The organism is Gelidibacter maritimus (assembly GCF_014062315.1).
Lineage (GTDB): Bacteria > Bacteroidota > Bacteroidia > Flavobacteriales > Flavobacteriaceae > Gelidibacter > Gelidibacter maritimus.
This window is the reverse complement of sequence record NZ_JACGLT010000002.1, coordinates 84,878-104,363: the sequence shown is the minus strand read 5'-3', so window position 1 is coordinate 104,363 and position 19,486 is coordinate 84,878. Positions and strand designations below refer to the sequence as shown.

The following is a 19,486-nucleotide window of genomic DNA, read 5'->3' as shown; positions in this document are numbered from 1 at the left end:
CTTTGTTCTGAATTTTGATTGAGAATACAGTTTTTCGAATTTTGACGATTCAAGTCTTTGTTCTTGACTCTAAAAGCGAAGCGGTCTTGATTCTTTTAGCCAACATACATCAATAAATAGTTTAAACTTAGTGGTGGCTTTCTTATCTTTGGGTACTTTTTTAAAATCATTTTAGATATGAAAATTTTCAGAATTTTATTTCTTTTTATTGCAGTTCAGGTATCTGCCCAACAAGGTGGTATGTGGATTCCGTCATTGCTTCAAGGTATGAACGAAGACGAAATGCAAAGTTTGGGTAGTAAATTATCAGCTCAAGACATTTATGACGTTAATAATTCGAGTTTAAAAGATGCCATTGGTCATTTTAATGGAGGCTGTACCTCTGAGGTGATTTCCGATAAAGGCTTGATTTTAACTAACCATCACTGTGGATTCAGTCAAATCCAGTCGCATTCCTCTTTGGAAAACGACTATTTGAAGGACGGATTCTGGGCAAAAAACTTCAAAGAAGAGTTGCCAAATAACAGTCTGTATATTGAATTTATTGTCAGAATAGAAGATGTTACCGAACAGGTTTTGGAAGGTGTTACTGATGCTATGTCGGATAGAGAGCAGCAATCCATAAGAGGACGTAACAGTACTGCCATTGAAAAAGCCGCTAAAAAAGAAGATTGGCAGGACACGAGGATCAAAGCGTTCTATAAAGGCAATCAATATTTTCTTTTTGTGACTGAACGTTATACTGATATCAGATTGGTTGGCGCACCACCTTCCAGTATTGGAAAGTTTGGTAGTGATACCGACAATTGGGTCTGGCCACGTCACACGGGCGATTTTGCCTTATTCAGAATTTATGCTGATAAAAATAACCGTCCGGCAGCTTACTCTGAAGATAATGTTCCGTTTACACCAAAACACTACTTACCAATATCATTAGATGGTGTGAGCGAGGATGATTTTACATTGGTATTTGGTTTTCCGGGTACTACTGATGAGTATCTTCCGGCAGCTGCAATAGCACAAACTGTAGAGAAAATTAACCCACGAGCAATTGCCATCAGGGAAGCGGCGTTAAAAGTGATCGACGCTCATATGAAAGCGGATGATCAGATCAGAATCCAATATGCTTCCAAACAAGCGCGCATTGCCAACGCCTGGAAAAAATGGCAAGGTGAGAATTTAGGTATTGAAAAAAGTGGTGCCATCGGCATAAAAAAAGCACAAGAAGCTGAATTTACAAAACAGTTAAAAGCTAAAGGACTGGAAAGTAAATACGGGAATGTGTTGCCAGAGCTGGAGCGACTTTATAATGAAATAGAAGAGATCAACGTAAAGCGTACCAGCTTTATGGAAGTCTTTTTAAGAACCAACGAATTGACACCAATGATCTTTGGTCTTGCGCAATTGGAAGGTGCTGCAGCCAACAGTGAAGAGGCTTTTGAAAAGCAAAGAGATGCCAATATTGCTCGTATGAAAGGCGTTTATAAAAATTATAATGCCAAGGTAGATAGAGAGGTTTTTGAGGCGGTCATGCCGTTATATACAGATGAAGTTGATGCTTCCATTTATGATAAAACGGCCTTTACCAATTTGGAAAGTGCTCTAAAGGTATTGGAAGGCAATTCGAGTGAGGTGGTGGAAAAACTGAATAAAGATGCCGCCTACCAATATATTAAACCGTTTATCATAGCATTTTATACAGAGGTAGAGCCTCGATTCCAAGCGTTGAATCCTCAGATAAATAATCTTGAACAGCAATATATGACAGCTTTGATGGAGGTTTTGCCAGAACAACGTTACTTCCCAGATGCCAATGGTACTTTGCGTGTTACTTATGGTAAGGTGAAAGGCTATGAGCCAAGAGATGCGGTCTATTACGAGCCTTTGACCTATTTGGACGGGGTGATGGAAAAATATATTCCGGGCGATTATGAGTTTGATGTCCCGGAAAAGCTACAAGAATTGTATGCTAATAAAGATTACGGACAATATACGGATGCCACAGGAAAAGTGCCTGTTTGCTTCTTAGGAACGAATCATACCACTGGTGGAAATTCGGGAAGCCCAGCTATTGATGCCTATGGGAACTTAGTGGGATTGAATTTTGACCGGGTCTGGGAAGGCACCATGAGCGACATATATTACGACCCTGAGATTTGTAGAAATATTATGGTGGATGCGCGCTACATCCTATTCATCATTGATAAATATGCGGGTGCACAGCATTTGATTGATGAAATGAGTTTGGTGCGTCCAAAATCAGGAAATACACAAACCAAGAAGACTAAGAAGACTAAGAAGACCAAGGTCAAAAAATAATTAGATTGTTAATTTAATACAAAACCCTTTCATTTCACTTTGGAAGGGTTTTTTTGTGGACAAGCTTGACTTAGGTGTTTTCTCCAGTGGCTATAAACATAAGAACATCATTAATGCATTGATCCAAATCGTTAAGGATTTCTTTGGACCAAAATCTAAAAACCGTAAAACCTCTTTCAGAAAGCTCTTGATTGACTTGTCGGTCGCGTTGCATGTTGCGTTCAATCTTAGGGAGCCAAAACTTACGATTGCTTTTTATGGCGTCTTTACGTTCGTCCCAATTATAGCCATGCCAAAACTCCCCGTCAATAAAAATAGCGAGCTTGTATTTTTTAATAGAGATATCGGGTTTTCCTGGTAGTTGTTTGCTATCTACTCGGTAGCGGACGTTTTTTCGCCATAAGGCTTTCCTGAACAAAAGCTCGGGTTTAGTATTCTTTCCACGAATCTTGCTCATCATTTTTGAGCGTTTTTTGGTGGTGTAAAAACCTGATTCCTCGTTAAATCTTGGGACGATGATGTTGGGTTCATTGTAAGTCATGATGCTCTCTAAATTAGAAAATTTCCAATTTAAATAGAAAGATTTTTGGAGGTTTAACAAAACGTTGAAAATGCAGATACATTATTTAACATGTTGTAAGATATTCTCCCTGCTACTCAAAATAAATGTGCTCGACGGGACTTCTGGCTTTTATAGGAACCTGTTTTTTGCGGCATCTTATAGCAACGCTATGGCTTGTAAATTAAAGACTTTGTGTTCTTTGAAAAACAAATCATTCCATTAAACTATTATCAATGAAAAAGAGAAGTTCTTGGTTTGCTTGAATATAAGAATTGTTCAAAATGTTTTTTGCAGTTCTATATCCGCCAGTATTTGGTCTTGAAACAATTTTCCCTATTTCTTTCGAAAATTTATTTTCCTCATTATTTCTGTAGTCATAGATTTTTATAGAATACCCTGTAGTAGCATTCCATTTTCCTTCAGGAAAAACTCCCCAGCTAAATTGACCCGCAACATTTCCAATCCCGATCTTTACATCTCCACCAAAAGCTGCATGATAAGCCGAAATCATAATTTTAATCGTAATTTTATTTTTCTCGGAGTTTCTGAAATATTTATCTGTTTCTAATAGATTAATTCGTGCTGATGGATAAGTCGATTTAATAAGGTCTGCTAAACTGTTAATTATTGTTTGACTATCACATTCAATTTTGCTGTTTTTAGTTAATATTCTTCCGTCGAAAACAACTAAATCAATTTCTGAGTTTGTCAGAAATTCAATTCTCGGTACCGGTATTTGTTCTTTTTGACACCAAACATATAACTTTTGTGAATATGAATTTTGAAAAATAGTAAAAGCAAAAATTAAAAATCCAATATTTTTTTTCATAATTATATTTTGAATAAAGATGGAGGTTTGTTTTATGAATATTTGCAATTCGAGGAAAAAGTGGCAGAATTGATTTTTAATTGATTGTTATTGTTTGTTTGTCTTTTTTCTTAATTTATCTATTTTGTCATTTATATATTTAGCTTGTTTTGAAAGTTCTTCATATTTGACTTTAAACACCTTATATTGAGCAACGTCTTTAAAAAAATGATCTTGAATATTTATTTCATTTAATGTGATATACCACATATATATAAATAATTTTCTTTCAGTCGTTTTTAATTTAGAAATTATAAATTGAAAATACATTTCCCATCTAACCCATTCATAATTACTGTTGAAAACCAACCATTTATATAAATGCATTAAAGCTAAATGGTTTAAATCGAAAATTCTAAAAGTATATGTTAGGGGTCTGTTTTTATCAATTTTATGTTTTATGAATAAATCATATTCAGTGACTTCAGAAACTTCACAACCATAAGTATTAATTCCTTTAACTCTAAAAAAGTACTCATTTTTTCTTACGTTATAATATCTCTTATCTGTAGTGAAATTAATTTCATTGTTAATTAAGTCAATACTTTCATTTTGGATGACTTCTGAATTTAACCATTCGATAAAACTAAAATTTGGTTTTATTTCTTTTCCAAAAGCATTACAAAGGTAAATTGATTTATCTAAGATTTTCCACCAAATTATTGGAGAGAAATTGAAAGCTTTAAAATTCATTGTTTCCTTCATTATTTAAGTTTTTGGAAATTGCCATAGACGAAATATATTGGCATACTTTAATATTCTCCTCTCATTACGCTTTCAACTGCGTCGGCTATATCTCTTGCATAAAGTGCAATGTTTTCTCCTGCACTTAAACTATCAGGTTTTTGCTGACTAAAATTGGACTTATTTTAATTGCTACTTGAATTACTAATTTGAGAGATTTGTTTTTCGATCTACTTTTTTCTTCATGAATTACTACGAGACCTAAATAAAATCTTTTCTAAATTGGTTTCGTCATTTATAAGATTATTTTAATTATGTTTTTATTGTAAACGGTCGTATTTTCTGTTTAATTAAAAAACGATGATGTTTCAATAACTTTTATTCTCCATCGCGTCGGAGATTAATTATTCCATTTATGAGAAAATGTAAAAATTAACTTCGTCTTTAATCTGTTGACTCTTTTCAGAAACTATTAAAATAGAAATAATTTTGATACAATCTTTAATTTAAACTATAGAAAACAAAAAATCCCAAACAGTAATTGCTTGGGATCTTGGTTTTATAGTTTCAGCACGAGATTCCTGCTTGCGCAGGAATTGGTTAATAACGATAATATTCCGGTTTGTAAGGTCCTTCTACCGCAACACCAATGTATTCTGCTTGATCTTCTTTAAGTTCAGTGAGTTCTACACCAATTTTCTCCAAGTGCAATTTGGCTACTTTTTCGTCCAAATGTTTCGGCAACATATACACTTCATTTTTATAAGCATCTCTATTGGTCCACAGCTCTATCTGAGCCAAAGTTTGGTTGGTAAATGAATTACTCATCACAAAACTTGGGTGGCCAGTAGCACAGCCTAAGTTGACCAAACGGCCTTCAGCTAAAAGGATAATATCTTTACCATCAATGGTGTATTTATCAACCTGAGGTTTGATTTCAACTTTTGAAGCACCATGGGTAGTGTTCAACCAATCCACTTGAATTTCATTATCAAAGTGACCAATATTACAAACGATAGTTTTGTCCTTCATGGCTTCAAAATGTTCAGCACGAACAATGTCTTTATTTCCAGTAGTGGTAATGACGATATCCGCATTTCCTACAACAGTTTCAAGACGTTTCACTTCAAAACCGTCCATGGCAGCTTGTAATGCACAAATTGGATCGATTTCAGTAACCGTTACGATACTTCCAGCACCTTTAAATGACGCCGCTGTACCTTTACCAACATCACCATAACCACAAACCACAACACGTTTCCCGGCTAACATAACATCCGTAGCACGACGTACAGCATCAACTGCACTTTCTTTACAGCCGTATTTGTTATCAAATTTCGATTTGGTTACAGAATCATTCACGTTGATGGCAGGCATGGATAATGTGCCGTTTTTCATACGCTCATAAAGTCTGTGGACACCTGTGGTTGTTTCTTCAGAAAGTCCGTTGATTCCAGCCATTAACTCTGGATATTTATCAAAAACCATATTGGTCAAATCGCCACCATCATCCAAAATCATGTTCAATGGTTGTCTGTCTTCACCAAAAAATAAGGTTTGTTCAATACACCAATTAAATTCCTCTTCGGTCATTCCTTTCCATGCGTACACCGGAATCCCAGCAGCAGCAATGGCAGCTGCCGCTTGATCTTGGGTAGAGAAAATATTACAAGAACTCCAAGTGACATCTGCACCAAGAGCGATTAAGGTTTCAATCAACACCGCCGTTTGAATGGTCATGTGCAAACATCCTGCAATACGCGCACCTTTCAATGGTTGCGAGTCGCCATATTCTTCACGAAGGCTCATTAATCCTGGCATTTCAGCTTCAGCCAATTCGATTTCTTTTCTTCCCCATTCCGCAAGCGATATGTCTTTTACTTTATAAGGTACGTAAGGCAATGTTTTTGTATTCATCTGTTATTTTTTAAGTGTTCTTCAATAGAAAATATACAATCTTGTAATATTATGTTTTCTAAACAAGCGAGGTTGTATAGCGAATTACATAATTGTATATTTGTTTCTATAATTTTATTATGCGACTGCAAAGATAATTAATAACTTCGAGAAACTTAAATGCCATTATATAAAACCATTACCCCAAACTCACAAACTACTGTTAAAATCTGGCAGATTACAGAATCCTATGAAGCACTCATGCAGCCCATCACCCTAAGAGATGAATGCATGACCAGAGTTTTGGGGATGAAAAGTGAACTTCACCAGCGCGGATTTTTAAGTGTACGCCATCTGTTGGCGGAATTTGGTTACACCGACCATGATTTGTATTATGACGAAAATGGCAAACCTCACCTAAAAGACGGCAAACATATCTCCATTACCCATTCATTTACATTTTCAGGAGTTATTGTCAGTGATCAAAAGGTTGGAATAGACATTGAAAAACAGCGTGAGAAAATAGCGGTCATCGCCCATAAATTTATTGGTTATGAAGCAGATTATTTAGTAGCTACTGCTGACGATTATATTAACAAACTAACCGTAATCTGGTGTATCAAAGAATCTTTGTACAAATTGTTTGCAACGCCGGGCATGATGTTTAAACACCATTTTTTAGTAATTCCATTCATGATTAAAGATGAAGAGACGGTAGCTTGGATTGATTATGAAGATAGGAAATACAGATATAATACGCACTTTTTTGAATTTGAAGGCTTTTCATGTGCTTATGCCTACGAAGGGTGAGGTGTGGTGGTATGAGTTCAGAGTTCTGAATTCAGGGTAATGAAATTATAAAATACATTCGTGCTCCCGATAGCAAAGGGTGCATGACTAAGCAGAAAGGATAATATCAAAATTTCAAGTAGAAAAGTTTTAAACAGATTTATAGCAAAACAGTCGTGGCTAAACAGAAGAATTTATATCAAGATTTATTAACTGCAATTTCTTTAAAGGAAAAGCTTTTGGCCGTCTTGATTGATCCTGACAAAATGAAGTTGGAGGTCGTCCCAAAATTTGTGCCCCAACTGAATGGTTCATTGGTCACTCATATTTTTGTTGGTGGCAGTACGGTTGAAACAGGTCAAACGGATTTGTTGATTAGAGAGTTAAAACGATGGACCCATTTACCCATCCTAATTTTTCCCGGAGATGTTTCACAGTTATCGTCAAAAGCTGATGGCTTGTTGTTTTTGTCATTGGTCTCGGGGAGAAATCCTGATTATCTAATCGGTAAACAGGTTGAAGCTGTTTCAGTGTTAAGGACTATGGAACTTGAAATTATTCCTACGGGTTATCTCTTAATCGAAAACGGAAAGGAAACCGCTGTGGAACGTGTAACTAACACCCAACCTTTGAATAGACAAAATATTCAGGCTATTGTCGATACCGCAAAAGCAGCAGAGCTTTTAGGGATGCAATGTATTTATCTCGAGGCAGGAAGTGGTGCGATTGATCCTATAAATTCTGAAATTATTCAAGCGGTAAGAAATGATGTGGGCATTCCGCTTATTGTTGGCGGTGGTATTAGATCTAAAAAACAATTGGATGCTGCCTATGATTCCGGAGCAGATTTGATGGTGATCGGAACCGCATTTGAAGAAAATGAATTGTTTTTTGAAGAATTAAATGTAGCAATGACTTTTGAACATTTGTCCAAAGAAGAGAAGTAATATTTAAAGATTCCCACAAAAGAGGGAATATAGAGATAAGTTTAACTAAAATGAGATTCTTTCCCGTAGTTATCGGGATACACAGGAAATGTTATGAAAATATCAGTAGAATTAACCTTGACGCCTTTGCATGATGATTATGAGCCAAGCATCATCCATTTTATCAAAAAATTAAGAGCTTCAGGACTAACGGTCTTGGAAAATCCTTTGAGTACACAGGTTTATGGCGATTATGACGTGGTTATGCAACTTCTGACCACTGAAATTAAAGAAGCATTCACCTTGGTGGAACGTGGATTGGTTTATATAAAAATTGTCAAATCTGATAGAAACGAATATGAGCCACATTTTTGATTTCCTTTTCGGACAATATTCAGGCTATGAAACCACAGATATTGTTTTAGAAATTGTAGCCGTTATCTTCGGATTTCTTTCAGTTTGGAGTTCTAAACAAAATAATATTTGGGTCTTTCCTACAGGAATGATCAGCACGGGGATTTTTGTGTACCTACTCTTAAAATGGGAGCTTTTGGGGGATATGATGATCAATGGGTATTATTTCGCTATGAGTGTTTATGGGTGGTATATTTGGACCAGAAAAGTAGACAGCACTCATGTTACGCCTATTGCAAGAACGACCGCTCGGGAGCATAAAATCAGTCTTTTAATATTTTTGGCAACCATTGGCTTTGTATTCATTGTATATAAAGGCTTTGATAAATGGACCAGTTGGGTGGCTTATGTTGACACGTTCACAACCGCAATTTTCTTTGTAGGGATGTGGCTTATGGCACGTCGAAAAGTGGAAAACTGGATTTACTGGATTATAGGAGACCTCATTTCCATTCCTCTCTATTTCTACAAAGGATTCACATTTACCAGCATTCAATATTTTGGATTTACATTTATAGCAATTTACGGATATATAGCATGGAAGAAAAGCTTAGACAAGACGCCTCAGATTGCATAAAAGTAGTTTTATTTGGTCCAGAATCAACCGGGAAAAGTACGTTAGCCAAGCAGTTGGCACAGCATTATCAAACGGTATTTGTGCCTGAATATTCTCGTATTTATGCTGAAGAAAAATTACGTTTCGGAAAAACACTAACAATAAATGATGTCCTGCCGATTGCTGAGGGGCAAATGCGATTGGAAAATAAACTGGCTCCAAAAGCAAACAAAGTACTTATTTGTGATACGGATTTATTGGAAACAAAAGTTTATTCTGAAGCTTATTACAATGGGGTCTGTGACCCGGTTCTTGAAAAATATGCTATAGAAAACAGCTACGATTTCTATTTTTTGACTTATATTGATTTTCCATGGGTAGCTGACCATCTAAGAGATCGGCCCCATGATAGGGAAGCTATGTTTAAAGCCTTTGAAGACGTCTTAATTAAATATAATAAACCCTATATTTTATTGAAAGGATCTATTGCTGAGCGATTTCAGCTCGCGGTTGATCAAATTGATGAACTTATAAAAACGAAAGCGTGAAATTTACAGATATTGATCTTCAGCAAATTAAAGGTAAAGGTTTGACTTTAGAGCAGGTCCAAGCGCAACTTGAGCTTTTTAAATCGGGTGTGCCTTTTGTGAACCTTAGTTCGGCGGCTACCATAGATAACGGTATCGTCAAATGTTCTGAAGAAACGAAAACATATTATATCAACTTCTTTGAGAATGAAAGAGATGGAGTCTCGCTGGCTAAATTCGTTCCTGCCTCAGGAGCAGCTACACGAATGTTTAAAACCTTGTTTAGGTTTATTGAAGAATACGCTCCAGAAGACGAAACGATAAATTCCTTTATCAATAAACATAACGATACGGATTTGTCCTTGTTTTTTATGGGTATGGAAAAGTTACCGTTTTATAATAGGGTAATGGAACAGCTTCATGTTTTCTATCCTGATCATGCTTCGTTCTGTAAGGACAAGCAAAAATTGTTATTCGTTAAAACAATGATGGATGTGGATAAAATGAATTATGGCTTCTATCCAAAAGGGCTGCTGCCATTTCATAAATATAAAAATCATCTGGCAACCGCTTTTGAGGAGCATTTATTTGAAGCAGCCTTATATGCATCCACAAATAATTTGGCATATCTGCATTTTACAATTTCCGAAGTCTATAAAAAAATGTTTGATGACGAATTTGCCCGAATTCAGGACATTGTAGAGCGCAAAACAAATACCAAGTTCACTATTGCCTTTTCGTATCAAAAGGCCTCAACCGATACCATTGCGGTGACTCCCCAAAACGAGCTTTTCCGAGATGATGATGGACAATTGACTTTTAGACCGTCAGGTCATGGGGCGCTGCTGGACAACTTGAACCAATTGGACACAGATGTCATTTTTATAAAGAATATTGATAATGTTGTCGTTTATAAATATGAGGATGAAGTGGCCGAGTATAAAAAAATGTTGGCCGGCATGTTATTGGAAATTCAGCAGGAGGTTTTTGAACATTTGAAGCATCTTGAAAAAGGAGAAGTTTCAGAAGACGATATTCTAAAAATTTCTGAGTTTTTAGTTAATAAATTGAATGTGGTCATCAGCTCTGAGTTCGAGAAGTTTTCCACAAAATATAAAATTGAATATTTAGTTGACAGATTGAACAGACCCATCCGTATATGTGGGATGGTCAAAAACGAAGGAGAACCTGGAGGTGGCCCATTTTGGGTAAAGGACGAAAAAGGGCAAATCTCACTTCAAATTGTAGAGTCGGCACAAATTGATAAAGACAATAAAAAGCAAAATGAAATTTTAATGAACGCTACACATTTCAATCCTGTCGATTTGGTCTGTGGCATCAAAAATTACAAAGGTGAGGTTTTTGACCTACAAGATTTTGTCGATCCAAAAACCGCCTTTATCACCAAGAAAACTAAAGCCGGAAAAGATTTGATGGCATTGGAATTGCCCGGACTTTGGAATGGCAGTATGGCCGGATGGAATACTGTTTTTGTTGAAGTGCCATTAATTACTTTTAATCCAGTAAAAACAGTCACCGACTTGCTGAAACCGACGCATCAAAATGAGTAGTGCTCAGTTGCTAGTCTTTAGGCCTCAGTTGGCAGTAAAGAACTGCAAAATTTTCGTTTATATTTGAGTTTAAAATCGGTGTTAATCCGTGAAATCCGTGTCTATAACCTTGTCCATGAACAAAGAAATTTTGCAATCAGAATTAGATTTTAAAGCGGTGAGGAGCTCAGGCGCAGGGGGCCAGAATGTCAATAAAGTAGCCTCAAAAGTGGAACTCATTTTCGATTTGGAAGCTTCAAATGGATTGACCGACGATGAAAAAGTATTATTGCAGCAAAACCTCAAAAACCGACTCACCAAAGAAAATGTTCTCATGCTTCAATGCGAAGAGAGCAGAAGTCAGCATAAAAACAAAACGCTTGTCGTGCAACGCTTTTTCGATCTCATCAAGGAAGGATTGATTATTCCCAAAAAACGTATTGCCACAAAAATACCAAGATCAGTGGTTAGAAAACGATTGAAGGCGAAACGGAAAATCTCCGATAAAAAGGCTAATCGGAGGCCGCCGGATATAGAGTAGTGCACAGTTAACGGTTGGCAGTCGGCAGTCAATAGTATGCAATGGCATTCATTAGTATAATTTGAATATCAATCGAGAAGCGCAATATGAAGGTTTTCCTTCTGCGTCTCAGGTTCTCTAAAACAAAGTTTTTCGTACATTTCTCGGAGTACTTCAACTTCTATTGATGTTGGTTAAATAATTAGTCATTCTTATTTTTTAATTCTTAATTCATTCTTATCTTTGCACCGTTCTCAAAAAAGGGGTGCTTGATAGATTGATAATGGGAGATTGAAGATTGATGATTGTTGAATAGAAAAGATTCAAAAATCAGATATCAAAAATCAAAAATTTACAATCGAATCGGCTGAGATCATACCCATTGAACCTAGAACGGATAATGCCGTTTAGGAATATAAGTTTTAAAATAGGTCTCAAGACTTAATTAACGGTTGCCGGCAAAATTCTTAATAAGATACCGCTAAATTTTAAAGCTTAAAACAATCATATAATTTTTAACTAAGAATAATTACCTCTTTTTATTCGTCTAAATTTATTTATTCGAATGAAATCTTTGTTCACATTCAAAAATGTACCGGCTAAAGGTCGATTTAAACCATCTTTTTATTTCATTTTAACCTGTTTTTTGCTCTTATCGAGCCTGACGGCTTTTGCACAAAACTATCGTGTTTCTGGCCTTGTCACTCAACAAAATTCCGAACCACTGGCAGGGGTCAGTATACAACTGAAACATAGCGAGACCTGGACCCAAACGGATATCAACGGGCACTATGCTTTGGACTTGCCCCAAGGAACACACACTTTAGAAATCCGCTATCTAACAGCAAAACCAATCGAGAAAACCTTTGAACTCACTGCTGATTTAGTGCTTAATATCGTGATTAACGAAACGGCTGAGGTATTGGACGAAGTATTGGTCAACGCCGTGCGCGTTGGTTCAAGCTCACCCATTACACACTCCAATATATCAAAGGAGGATCTGGAGAAACGTAATTTAGGCCAGGACATTCCGATGCTTCTTAATTTTTTACCATCAGTGGTCACCACGACAGATGCTGGAGCAGGAGTGGGCTATACAGGCATTAGAGTGCGCGGAATTAATGCGCAATCTACCAACATTACCATAAATGGCATCCCGTATAACGATCCGGAATCTATGGGCACCTTTTGGGTCAATCTGAGCGATTTTGCTTCATCCACAGAGAGCATGCAATTGCAACGTGGTGTCGGCACATCAACAAATGGTTCTGGTGCTTTTGGCGCAAGTATAAATGTGCTTACGGAAAGCGTGTCTAATGAAGCGAGTGCTGAAATAGCAAATTCTTTTGGGAGTTATAACACCCACAAACACACACTTAAGTTTAGTACCGGACGCTTAAATGACCACTTCGAAGTTTCAGGACGTCTGTCTAATATTAAGTCGGATGGTTATATTGATCGAGCGAGTTCAGATCTAAAATCATATTTCTTGCAAGGTGCCTATGTTGATACCAATCGCCTGATCAAAGCGGTTGTTTTTGGAGGCCAAGAAATCACTTATCAAGCCTGGAATGGATTGGAAGATTTGGATCTATTGGAAAATCATAGAACTTTTAATACCGCCGGAATGTACACTGATGCTGACGGAAATATTCAATTTTATGATAATGAAATTGACGACTATAAGCAGGATCACTACCAACTACATTGGAATGAGCGCATCAATAACCAATGGTCTACAAATTTGGGATTGAACTATACACGAGGTTTGGGCTTTTTTGAGCAATACAAAGAAGATCAGAACTTAATAAAATACGGTATGGAAAATATTGAACTGGGAGGTGAGAGTATTACGGATACTGACTTGGTGCGCCGCCGATGGTTGGATAATCACTTTTATGTGATCAATGCCAACGCCAATTATAAAAAGAACAATTTAGACCTTTCCTTCGGAACCTCTTACAGTACGTATAGTGGCGATCATTATGGCGAGGTGATTTGGGCGCAATATGCAGGAAACACACCTAAAGGACATCGTTATTATGATGGTAACGGGAAGAAAACCGATGCCAATGTGTTTGCAAAAGCCACCTATCAGTTTGATGAACAATTGAGTTTTTATGGCGATTTGCAGTATCGTAATGTGGACTATTCCACGACAGGAACAAACTCAGATATGGATCTCATGGAAATTGACGAAACCTTTAATTTCTTTAATCCAAAAGCAGGTTTTAACTACCAATTTAACGCAGCAAATGCTTTGTATTTTTCTTATGCAAGAGCCAATAGAGAGCCGAGCCGTAAAGATTTCCAAAATAATGCCGACGTCAAACCTGAGCAACTTAATGATTTTGAGCTGGGATGGCGCTATGATGATCCTGCGTTCCGCATCAATGCTAATGCCTATTATATGATGTACAATGAACAGCTGGTATTGACAGGAGAACTTGATACCACTGGAAATCCAATCCGAACCAATAGTGGCGACAGTTACCGCTTAGGTTTGGAAATTGAAGCGGCACTGAGATTGACCTCGCAATGGACGTTACAGCCTAGTGTGACGCTGAGCTCAAATAAAAATAAAAAGACGGTTATTGAACGCGATGGCGAGTTAGTGGATTTAGGTAAGACAAACATTTCGTTTTCACCAGAGCTCGTAGCTTCAAATGCCTTAGTGTATCAGCCCCAAGAAGATTTTCAAATCAGCTTGTTGAGTAAGTATGTCGGCGAACAGTTTATGGGCAATACCGATTCGCAAGCCTCTAAATTGGATGCTTATTTTGTGAACGATATAAATGTTACCTATGAATGGCATTTGAAGTCTAATGTTGACACTCAGAAAAAGCCTTTCCTCAAATCGGTTTTATTCTCGGGATTGGTAAATAATATTTTCAATAAGAAATACATATCCAATGGATTTTACTACACTTATGACGATAATTGGACGGATCCAAACCAAGTGACTACTATTGAAGGTGCAGGATATTTTCCACAAGCCACTACCAACTTTTTAGTTGGAGCTACTTTGAAATTCTAATTGGTAATATGGAGCGAGCTTCCAGATACGGTTACACGGTATTCCTTAAGTCCACAAAGCAACTGTTTTCCGACGGAACCTCCTGTAAATAAGCTATAATTATTGGCGTCAACGCAACCACAAATGGCGTTGGCGCCATTAATTGTTAGTAGTGAGCATGATCTTTGTTCATGGTTGGGATCTGCAGCGTCCCAAGCGCGGTAACCACTCCCAACATTGATTAAAATCACGCCTTTATTGCCTTGGTTGGCAATATAAACTGAATTGCTGGTAAATTGCAATTGGTTGTATTGCGGTAAATTCATATTGATGGTAACATTGACCGCGGCATTGACGAGGAATTTGCAGTTTTCATCGTTATTGTTTCTGCTGCAGGCAGTTAAAAAAAGTAGGCTAATTAATAAAAAAATCTGTTTCATCAGGTTTAAATTGTCATGCAATTTACAACAATCTCAAAGTTGTGGTAAATATTTTGTATATTTGTTTCATATCTCGTGAAAGCGGGATTTTTTTATGCTGTTCTCCAAAACGGGGTTTCAGCATATTTTATATATAGTAAAACGATGAATTATGAGTAAAGTATCTTATTATACTGCGGAAGGTTTAAAAAAATTAAGGGAAGAACTCAGTTACTTAAAGGATGTTGAACGCCCAAATGCTTCACGAGCTATCGGTGAGGCAAGGGATAAAGGCGACTTAAGTGAAAATGCTGAATATGATGCAGCCAAAGAAGCACAGGGCATGCTGGAGATGAAAATATCCAAATTAGAGGAAACCCTGGCTAATGCCCGATTGATTGATGAATCGCAATTGGATAGCTCCAAGGTTTTAGTGCTTTCTACCGTGAAAATAAAAAACCAAACCAACGGTATGGAAATGACCTATACTTTGGTAGCCGATGGTGAGGCAGACTTGGCATCCGGTAAAATCTCAGTCAACTCTCCTATTGGAAGAGGCCTATTGGGTAAAAGAGTAGGTGAAGTTGCAGATATTGAAGTGCCTAACGGCATTTTAAAGTTTGACATCTTGGAAATTTCGAGATAGTCCGGCTTAGATCCTTTTTAATAAAAAACACAACATTCCTGTTAAGATCAATTCTAACAGGAATTTTCTTTTTATATTTATAGAGTTCGGAGTCCAAGAAAAAACTATGCTTTAAGAAACAAGAAACAAGAAACAAGAAACAAGAAACAAGAAACAAGAAACAAGAAACAAGAAACAAGAAACAAGAAACAAGAAACAAGAAGCAAGAAGCAAGAAACAGGCCTGCCCGTTTGTAACAAAACAACGGCGGAAAACAAAAACAACTAAGAAACACAAATAAAATGGCATCCATATTTACTAAAATCGTCAATGGTGAAATTCCAAGTTATAAAGTTGCTGAAACAAAAGATTTTTTGGCATTTTTAGATGTAAATCCCAATACAGAAGGTCACACCCTGTGTATTCCCAAAATTGAAGTGGATCAACTTTTTGATTTGGACGAGACTACCTATGTGGGATTAATGGAGTTTTCCAGAAGTGTGGCAATCGCTTTAAAAAAAGCAGTGCCTTGTAAGCGAGTGGGCATGTCTGTTGTTGGCCTGGAAGTTCCACATGTTCATGTGCATCTGATCCCGTTGCATAGCATGGATGATATCCGATTTACGAACAAGGTAAGCTTGGAAAAGGAAGAATTTGAAGCCATTGCTAAACGTATTTCAGACCGATTGTAAATCTAAATCAAAAATTTATAGCAATAAAAGTGTGGCGGCGGTTAGGGTAGCGAATATTACGACCATTAATACCCAAGATGAAGCTTTCAATTTAAAAGAGGTTGGTTTTGGTGGTGTGGCCCGTTGTTGGTATTCAAAAACCCTATCGATATCGTCCGTCCACCGTACAGGGAAAATCATGGTTTCGCAAACTTTACAAAATAATGAGTGGGCGGTTTCTGATGAAATGGCTTTGTAAAAAAAGTTTTCAATAAAGCGCTGCTTAAACGTCAATTGCAACCCGTCTCTTGAATAGCATTCAGGGCAATTGTTATTTAACTCGATTTCTCTTAAAGTGAAAAACTTGTTCGCCATATTCCAAATTTACGGAATTATTTTTAATGATATTTGTAGGGTCGTTCCTTTGTCAATTTCTGAATGTAACACCTTTATCTTACCATTGTGATAATCTTCAACAATCCGTTTGGCCAATGAAAGCCCCAAGCCCCAACCACGTTTCTTACTGGTAAAACCAGGTTCAAAAATTTTGTTGTATAAACTTTTGGGTAGGCCTTTGCCCGAATCTGAAACTGTAATTTTAACCTCCTTATCGCCTTCAATAAGGGTCAGTTTCAAATGGCCTTTCCCACGCATGGCATCAATGGCGTTTTTTACTAAGTTTTCAATCGTCCAACTATAAAGTTGCTGATTTAATTGCACGTAAATAGGATGGTCAGGTGCATTGATCGTAAAGTTAATCAGTTTGCTTGATCGCGCTTTGAGATACTCGTAAGAATCGACTGTTTCCTTAACAATATCTGAGCGCTCCAAAGTTGGTACCGAACCAATTTTACTAAATCGGTCGGTAATGGTTTGCAAGCGTGAGATGTCTTTTTCAATTTCCAAAAGATACGACGGATTGACCTCTTCAGAACGTAAAATCTCAGTCCATCCGATTAGCGATGAAAGCGGTGTACCAATTTGGTGCGCAGTTTCCTTGGCCATTCCCGTCCATAATTTATTTTGGGCTGCGATTTTTGAACTGCGGTAGAAAAAATAAACCACTGCAGCAAAAAGTACAATAATAAGAAGAAGTGCTAGTGGATAATACTTGAGCTTATTGATTAAAGGCGAATTGCCATAATAAATTGTATAATAGATTTCATTGTTATAAAATACCTCAATGGGCTTGTTTTCGCTCTCAAATTTAGCCATAAGATTATTAACAGAGAGCGCGTCATTTACTTTCTTCGGATCAATGTTTTTGAAGGTGCCTAAACTTCCATCCTTATTGATGGCCAACATCGGCGTGGTATGATTACTTTCTAAGATTTTTAGGGTAAGTTCCACATTCTCGTCAGCATCAGATTTCAATAATTCTGATTGGGCAAATGACCAGTTTTGCATTTTGATACGTTCTTCAGCCTTAAAATTCTGAAAGAAAATATACGTATTCCATAAAATTAAAGAGATGATGATAAAAGACGAAGCAATAATGATCCACCGTAAAATATTTCGGTTCATAGCGTAAGACATCAATACAGTTGTGATTTTAAATATACTTAAAGAATTTAGGAAACTGAATATCTTTATAACGATAATTTTTTGGCCCTATTTAACTAATGCCATAATGTTGATATTATTGTTTGATTCTTATTCTAATTCATTTTTATAGGTTTAACAATATGGTTACATTTGCAATTAACAATTTTTTTAAATGGTAAGTTTTGATTCTAAAGACCTGTCTACAGGTAGATTACATGGTTATTTATTGAGTGCTGTGGCTCCACGACCAATTGCATTTGCAAGTACTGTGGATGCTGATGGAAACCCTAATTTATCACCTTTTAGTTTCTTTAATGTGTTTAGCGCCAATCCTCCAATTCTGGTTTTTTCGCCAGCAAGACGGGTTAGAAACAATAGTGTGAAACATACCTTAGAGAATGTAGAAGCTACCAAGGAAGTTGTAATTAATGTAGTCAACTATGATTTGGTGCACCAAGCATCATTAAGTAGTACGGAGTACGATAAAGACATCAATGAATTTGATAAAGCAGGTTTGACCATGCTAAAATCAGATATTGTAAAACCTTTTAGGGTGGCAGAATCACCAATACAATTGGAATGCAAGGTCAATGAAATTATAAAGTTGGGTACCGAAGGCGGTGCTGGAAACTTGGTTATTTGCCAGGTTTTAAAAATTCATATTGCGCCGGAAGTTTTGGATGCTAATGAAATGATTGATCAAGAAAAGTTGGATTTGGTAGCCAGAGCTGGTGGCGATCATTATAGCCGCGCTAAAAAAGGTTTCTTTAAAGTGCCAAAACCGTTACGGACCGTTGGAATTGGGATTGATGCAATGCCGGAAGCTATAAAAAACAGTATGATTTTTACTGGTAATGATTTAGGGATGTTAGGCAATATCGAATCCTTCCCGACGGATGAAGCCATTGCCGAATTTGTAAGTAGTATTGCTGAACATCATGCGAATATTAAGGAAATGAGCCATCGTGAAAAACACAAATTAGCAAGAAATTACCTGAGCTATGGCGATGTTGATAGTGCATGGAAGTTGTTACTGTCTTAAATGTTGAGCTTAAGATTCAAAATTTGAGTTTGAGAGATTAAAGAGTATCAAAAAAAGAAAAAGAATAATTATAAATAGGAATAATAAAAATAGTCAAATGGAAGTACAAGGAAAAATCAAAATGATAGGAGAAACCCAAACTTTTGGAAGTAATGGGTTTAGAAAAAGAGAAGTGGTAGTGACTACAGAAGAGCAATATCCTCAACATATTATGGTTGAGTTTGTACAGGATAAGACCGATTTGTTGAACAGTTACCAAGTGGGTCAAAATGTGAAGATCAACATCAATTTGAGAGGAAGAGAATGGGTTAATCCACAAGGCGAAACCAAATATTTTAACTCAATCCAAGGATGGCGTATTGAAAGTTTACAAGAGGGCGCTGCAGGTAATATGCCTCCAGCTGCACCGGCTGAAGCCTTTCAACCTGCAAACGATTTAAAAGAGGACGATCACGACGATCTACCGTTTTAAGAAAACAGAATTTTCAGCTTTTTGAACATGATGCTTGCCAAAATGTTTAAATATGAAAGTGCTACTAAAGAGCCTCAATGTATAT

20 protein-coding genes are annotated in these 19,486 nt (G+C 36.8%); 14 read left to right on the top strand and 6 right to left on the bottom strand.

Annotated features, from left to right (window positions below; genetic code table 11):
• The first annotated feature begins 177 nt into the window (after nucleotides 1–177).
• On the top strand, nucleotides 178–2,319 hold the full coding sequence (locus tag H3Z82_RS02755; RefSeq protein WP_182202365.1) for a S46 family peptidase: 2,142 nt from the start codon (nucleotides 178–180) through the stop codon (nucleotides 2,317–2,319).
• 70 nt (nucleotides 2,320–2,389) lie between these two features.
• Here H3Z82_RS02755 and H3Z82_RS02750 read toward each other — a convergent pair whose 3' ends face one another.
• The 4 genes from H3Z82_RS02750 to ahcY all read right to left on the bottom strand — a co-directional run bounded on the left by H3Z82_RS02750 (nucleotide 2,390) and on the right by ahcY (nucleotide 6,350).
• The gene (locus H3Z82_RS02750; protein ID WP_182202364.1) at nucleotides 2,390–2,860 is read right to left on the bottom strand and encodes a very short patch repair endonuclease; all 471 of its coding nucleotides are present in this window, start codon (nucleotides 2,858–2,860) and stop codon (nucleotides 2,390–2,392) included.
• A 232-nt stretch (nucleotides 2,861–3,092) separates the two neighbouring features.
• The gene (locus H3Z82_RS02745) at nucleotides 3,093–3,710 is read right to left on the bottom strand and encodes a hypothetical protein (RefSeq protein WP_182202363.1); all 618 of its coding nucleotides are present in this window, start codon (nucleotides 3,708–3,710) and stop codon (nucleotides 3,093–3,095) included.
• Between the two features lie 87 nt (nucleotides 3,711–3,797).
• Nucleotides 3,798–4,454, bottom strand: coding sequence for a hypothetical protein (locus tag H3Z82_RS02740; protein ID WP_182202362.1), 657 nt, complete (start codon nucleotides 4,452–4,454; stop codon nucleotides 3,798–3,800).
• A 579-nt stretch (nucleotides 4,455–5,033) separates the two neighbouring features.
• A complete protein-coding gene (ahcY, locus tag H3Z82_RS02735) occupies nucleotides 5,034–6,350 on the bottom strand; it encodes an adenosylhomocysteinase (protein ID WP_182202361.1) in 1,317 nt (438 codons plus the stop codon).
• Between the two features lie 159 nt (nucleotides 6,351–6,509).
• Between ahcY and H3Z82_RS02730 the strand changes: the two genes are divergently transcribed.
• The 8 genes from H3Z82_RS02730 (at nucleotide 6,510) to H3Z82_RS02695 (ending at nucleotide 14,648) form a co-directional block, all read left to right on the top strand.
• A complete protein-coding gene (locus H3Z82_RS02730; RefSeq protein ID WP_182202360.1) occupies nucleotides 6,510–7,139 on the top strand; it encodes a 4'-phosphopantetheinyl transferase family protein in 630 nt (209 codons plus the stop codon).
• A 155-nt stretch (nucleotides 7,140–7,294) separates the two neighbouring features.
• Nucleotides 7,295–8,065, top strand: coding sequence for a geranylgeranylglyceryl/heptaprenylglyceryl phosphate synthase (locus H3Z82_RS02725; protein WP_182202359.1), 771 nt, complete (start codon nucleotides 7,295–7,297; stop codon nucleotides 8,063–8,065).
• Between the two features lie 93 nt (nucleotides 8,066–8,158).
• Nucleotides 8,159–8,419, top strand: a complete 261-nt coding sequence (locus H3Z82_RS02720; RefSeq protein ID WP_182202358.1) for a thiamine-binding protein — start codon at nucleotides 8,159–8,161, stop codon at nucleotides 8,417–8,419.
• Nucleotides 8,403–9,035, top strand: coding sequence for a nicotinamide riboside transporter PnuC (gene pnuC, locus H3Z82_RS02715; protein ID WP_182202357.1), 633 nt, complete (start codon nucleotides 8,403–8,405; stop codon nucleotides 9,033–9,035). The genes H3Z82_RS02720 and pnuC overlap by 17 nt, the downstream gene beginning before the upstream one ends.
• The gene (locus H3Z82_RS02710) at nucleotides 8,996–9,562 is read left to right on the top strand and encodes an AAA family ATPase (protein ID WP_182202356.1); all 567 of its coding nucleotides are present in this window, start codon (nucleotides 8,996–8,998) and stop codon (nucleotides 9,560–9,562) included. Before pnuC ends, H3Z82_RS02710 begins: the two co-directional genes overlap by 40 nt.
• Nucleotides 9,559–11,112, top strand: a complete 1,554-nt coding sequence (locus H3Z82_RS02705; RefSeq protein ID WP_182202355.1) for a DUF4301 family protein — start codon at nucleotides 9,559–9,561, stop codon at nucleotides 11,110–11,112. The genes H3Z82_RS02710 and H3Z82_RS02705 overlap by 4 nt, the downstream gene beginning before the upstream one ends.
• Before the next feature lie 115 nt (nucleotides 11,113–11,227).
• Nucleotides 11,228–11,632, top strand: a complete 405-nt coding sequence (gene arfB / locus H3Z82_RS02700; RefSeq protein WP_182202354.1) for an alternative ribosome rescue aminoacyl-tRNA hydrolase ArfB — start codon at nucleotides 11,228–11,230, stop codon at nucleotides 11,630–11,632.
• A gap of 544 nt (nucleotides 11,633–12,176) precedes the next feature.
• Nucleotides 12,177–14,648 carry a TonB-dependent receptor gene (locus H3Z82_RS02695; protein WP_182202353.1) on the top strand — a complete coding sequence of 824 codons (2,472 nt, stop codon included), beginning with the start codon at nucleotides 12,177–12,179 and terminating at the stop codon, nucleotides 14,646–14,648.
• Here H3Z82_RS02695 and H3Z82_RS02690 read toward each other — a convergent pair.
• A complete protein-coding gene (locus H3Z82_RS02690) occupies nucleotides 14,645–15,067 on the bottom strand; it encodes a Rieske (2Fe-2S) protein (RefSeq protein ID WP_182202352.1) in 423 nt (140 codons plus the stop codon). The genes H3Z82_RS02695 and H3Z82_RS02690 overlap by 4 nt on opposite strands.
• Nucleotides 15,068–15,218: 151 nt before the next feature.
• Here H3Z82_RS02690 and greA point away from each other — a divergent pair, with 151 nt between their 5' ends.
• The 3 genes from greA to H3Z82_RS02675 all read left to right on the top strand — a co-directional run bounded on the left by greA (nucleotide 15,219) and on the right by H3Z82_RS02675 (nucleotide 16,601).
• A complete protein-coding gene (gene greA / locus H3Z82_RS02685; protein WP_182202351.1) occupies nucleotides 15,219–15,692 on the top strand; it encodes a transcription elongation factor GreA in 474 nt (157 codons plus the stop codon).
• Between the two features lie 281 nt (nucleotides 15,693–15,973).
• Nucleotides 15,974–16,363: an HIT family protein gene (locus H3Z82_RS02680; protein ID WP_182202350.1), complete on the top strand. Its 390-nt coding sequence runs from the start codon at nucleotides 15,974–15,976 to the stop codon at nucleotides 16,361–16,363.
• Nucleotides 16,335–16,601 (top strand): hypothetical protein, encoded by a 267-nt coding sequence (locus tag H3Z82_RS02675; RefSeq protein WP_182202349.1) that lies wholly within the window; start codon nucleotides 16,335–16,337, stop codon nucleotides 16,599–16,601. Before H3Z82_RS02680 ends, H3Z82_RS02675 begins: the two co-directional genes overlap by 29 nt.
• 125 nt (nucleotides 16,602–16,726) lie before the next feature.
• Here the strand turns inward: H3Z82_RS02675 and H3Z82_RS02670 are convergent, their stop codons facing one another.
• The gene (locus H3Z82_RS02670) at nucleotides 16,727–17,878 is read right to left on the bottom strand and encodes a sensor histidine kinase (RefSeq protein ID WP_182202348.1); all 1,152 of its coding nucleotides are present in this window, start codon (nucleotides 17,876–17,878) and stop codon (nucleotides 16,727–16,729) included.
• A 181-nt stretch (nucleotides 17,879–18,059) separates the two neighbouring features.
• Here H3Z82_RS02670 and H3Z82_RS02665 point away from each other — a divergent pair, with 181 nt between their 5' ends.
• Both H3Z82_RS02665 and H3Z82_RS02660 read left to right on the top strand, forming a co-directional pair.
• Nucleotides 18,060–18,929 (top strand): flavin reductase family protein, encoded by an 870-nt coding sequence (locus tag H3Z82_RS02665; RefSeq protein ID WP_182202347.1) that lies wholly within the window; start codon nucleotides 18,060–18,062, stop codon nucleotides 18,927–18,929.
• A 97-nt stretch (nucleotides 18,930–19,026) separates the two neighbouring features.
• Nucleotides 19,027–19,401 (top strand): DUF3127 domain-containing protein, encoded by a 375-nt coding sequence (locus H3Z82_RS02660; RefSeq protein WP_182202346.1) that lies wholly within the window; start codon nucleotides 19,027–19,029, stop codon nucleotides 19,399–19,401.
• The last annotated feature ends 85 nt before the right edge of the window (nucleotides 19,402–19,486 follow it).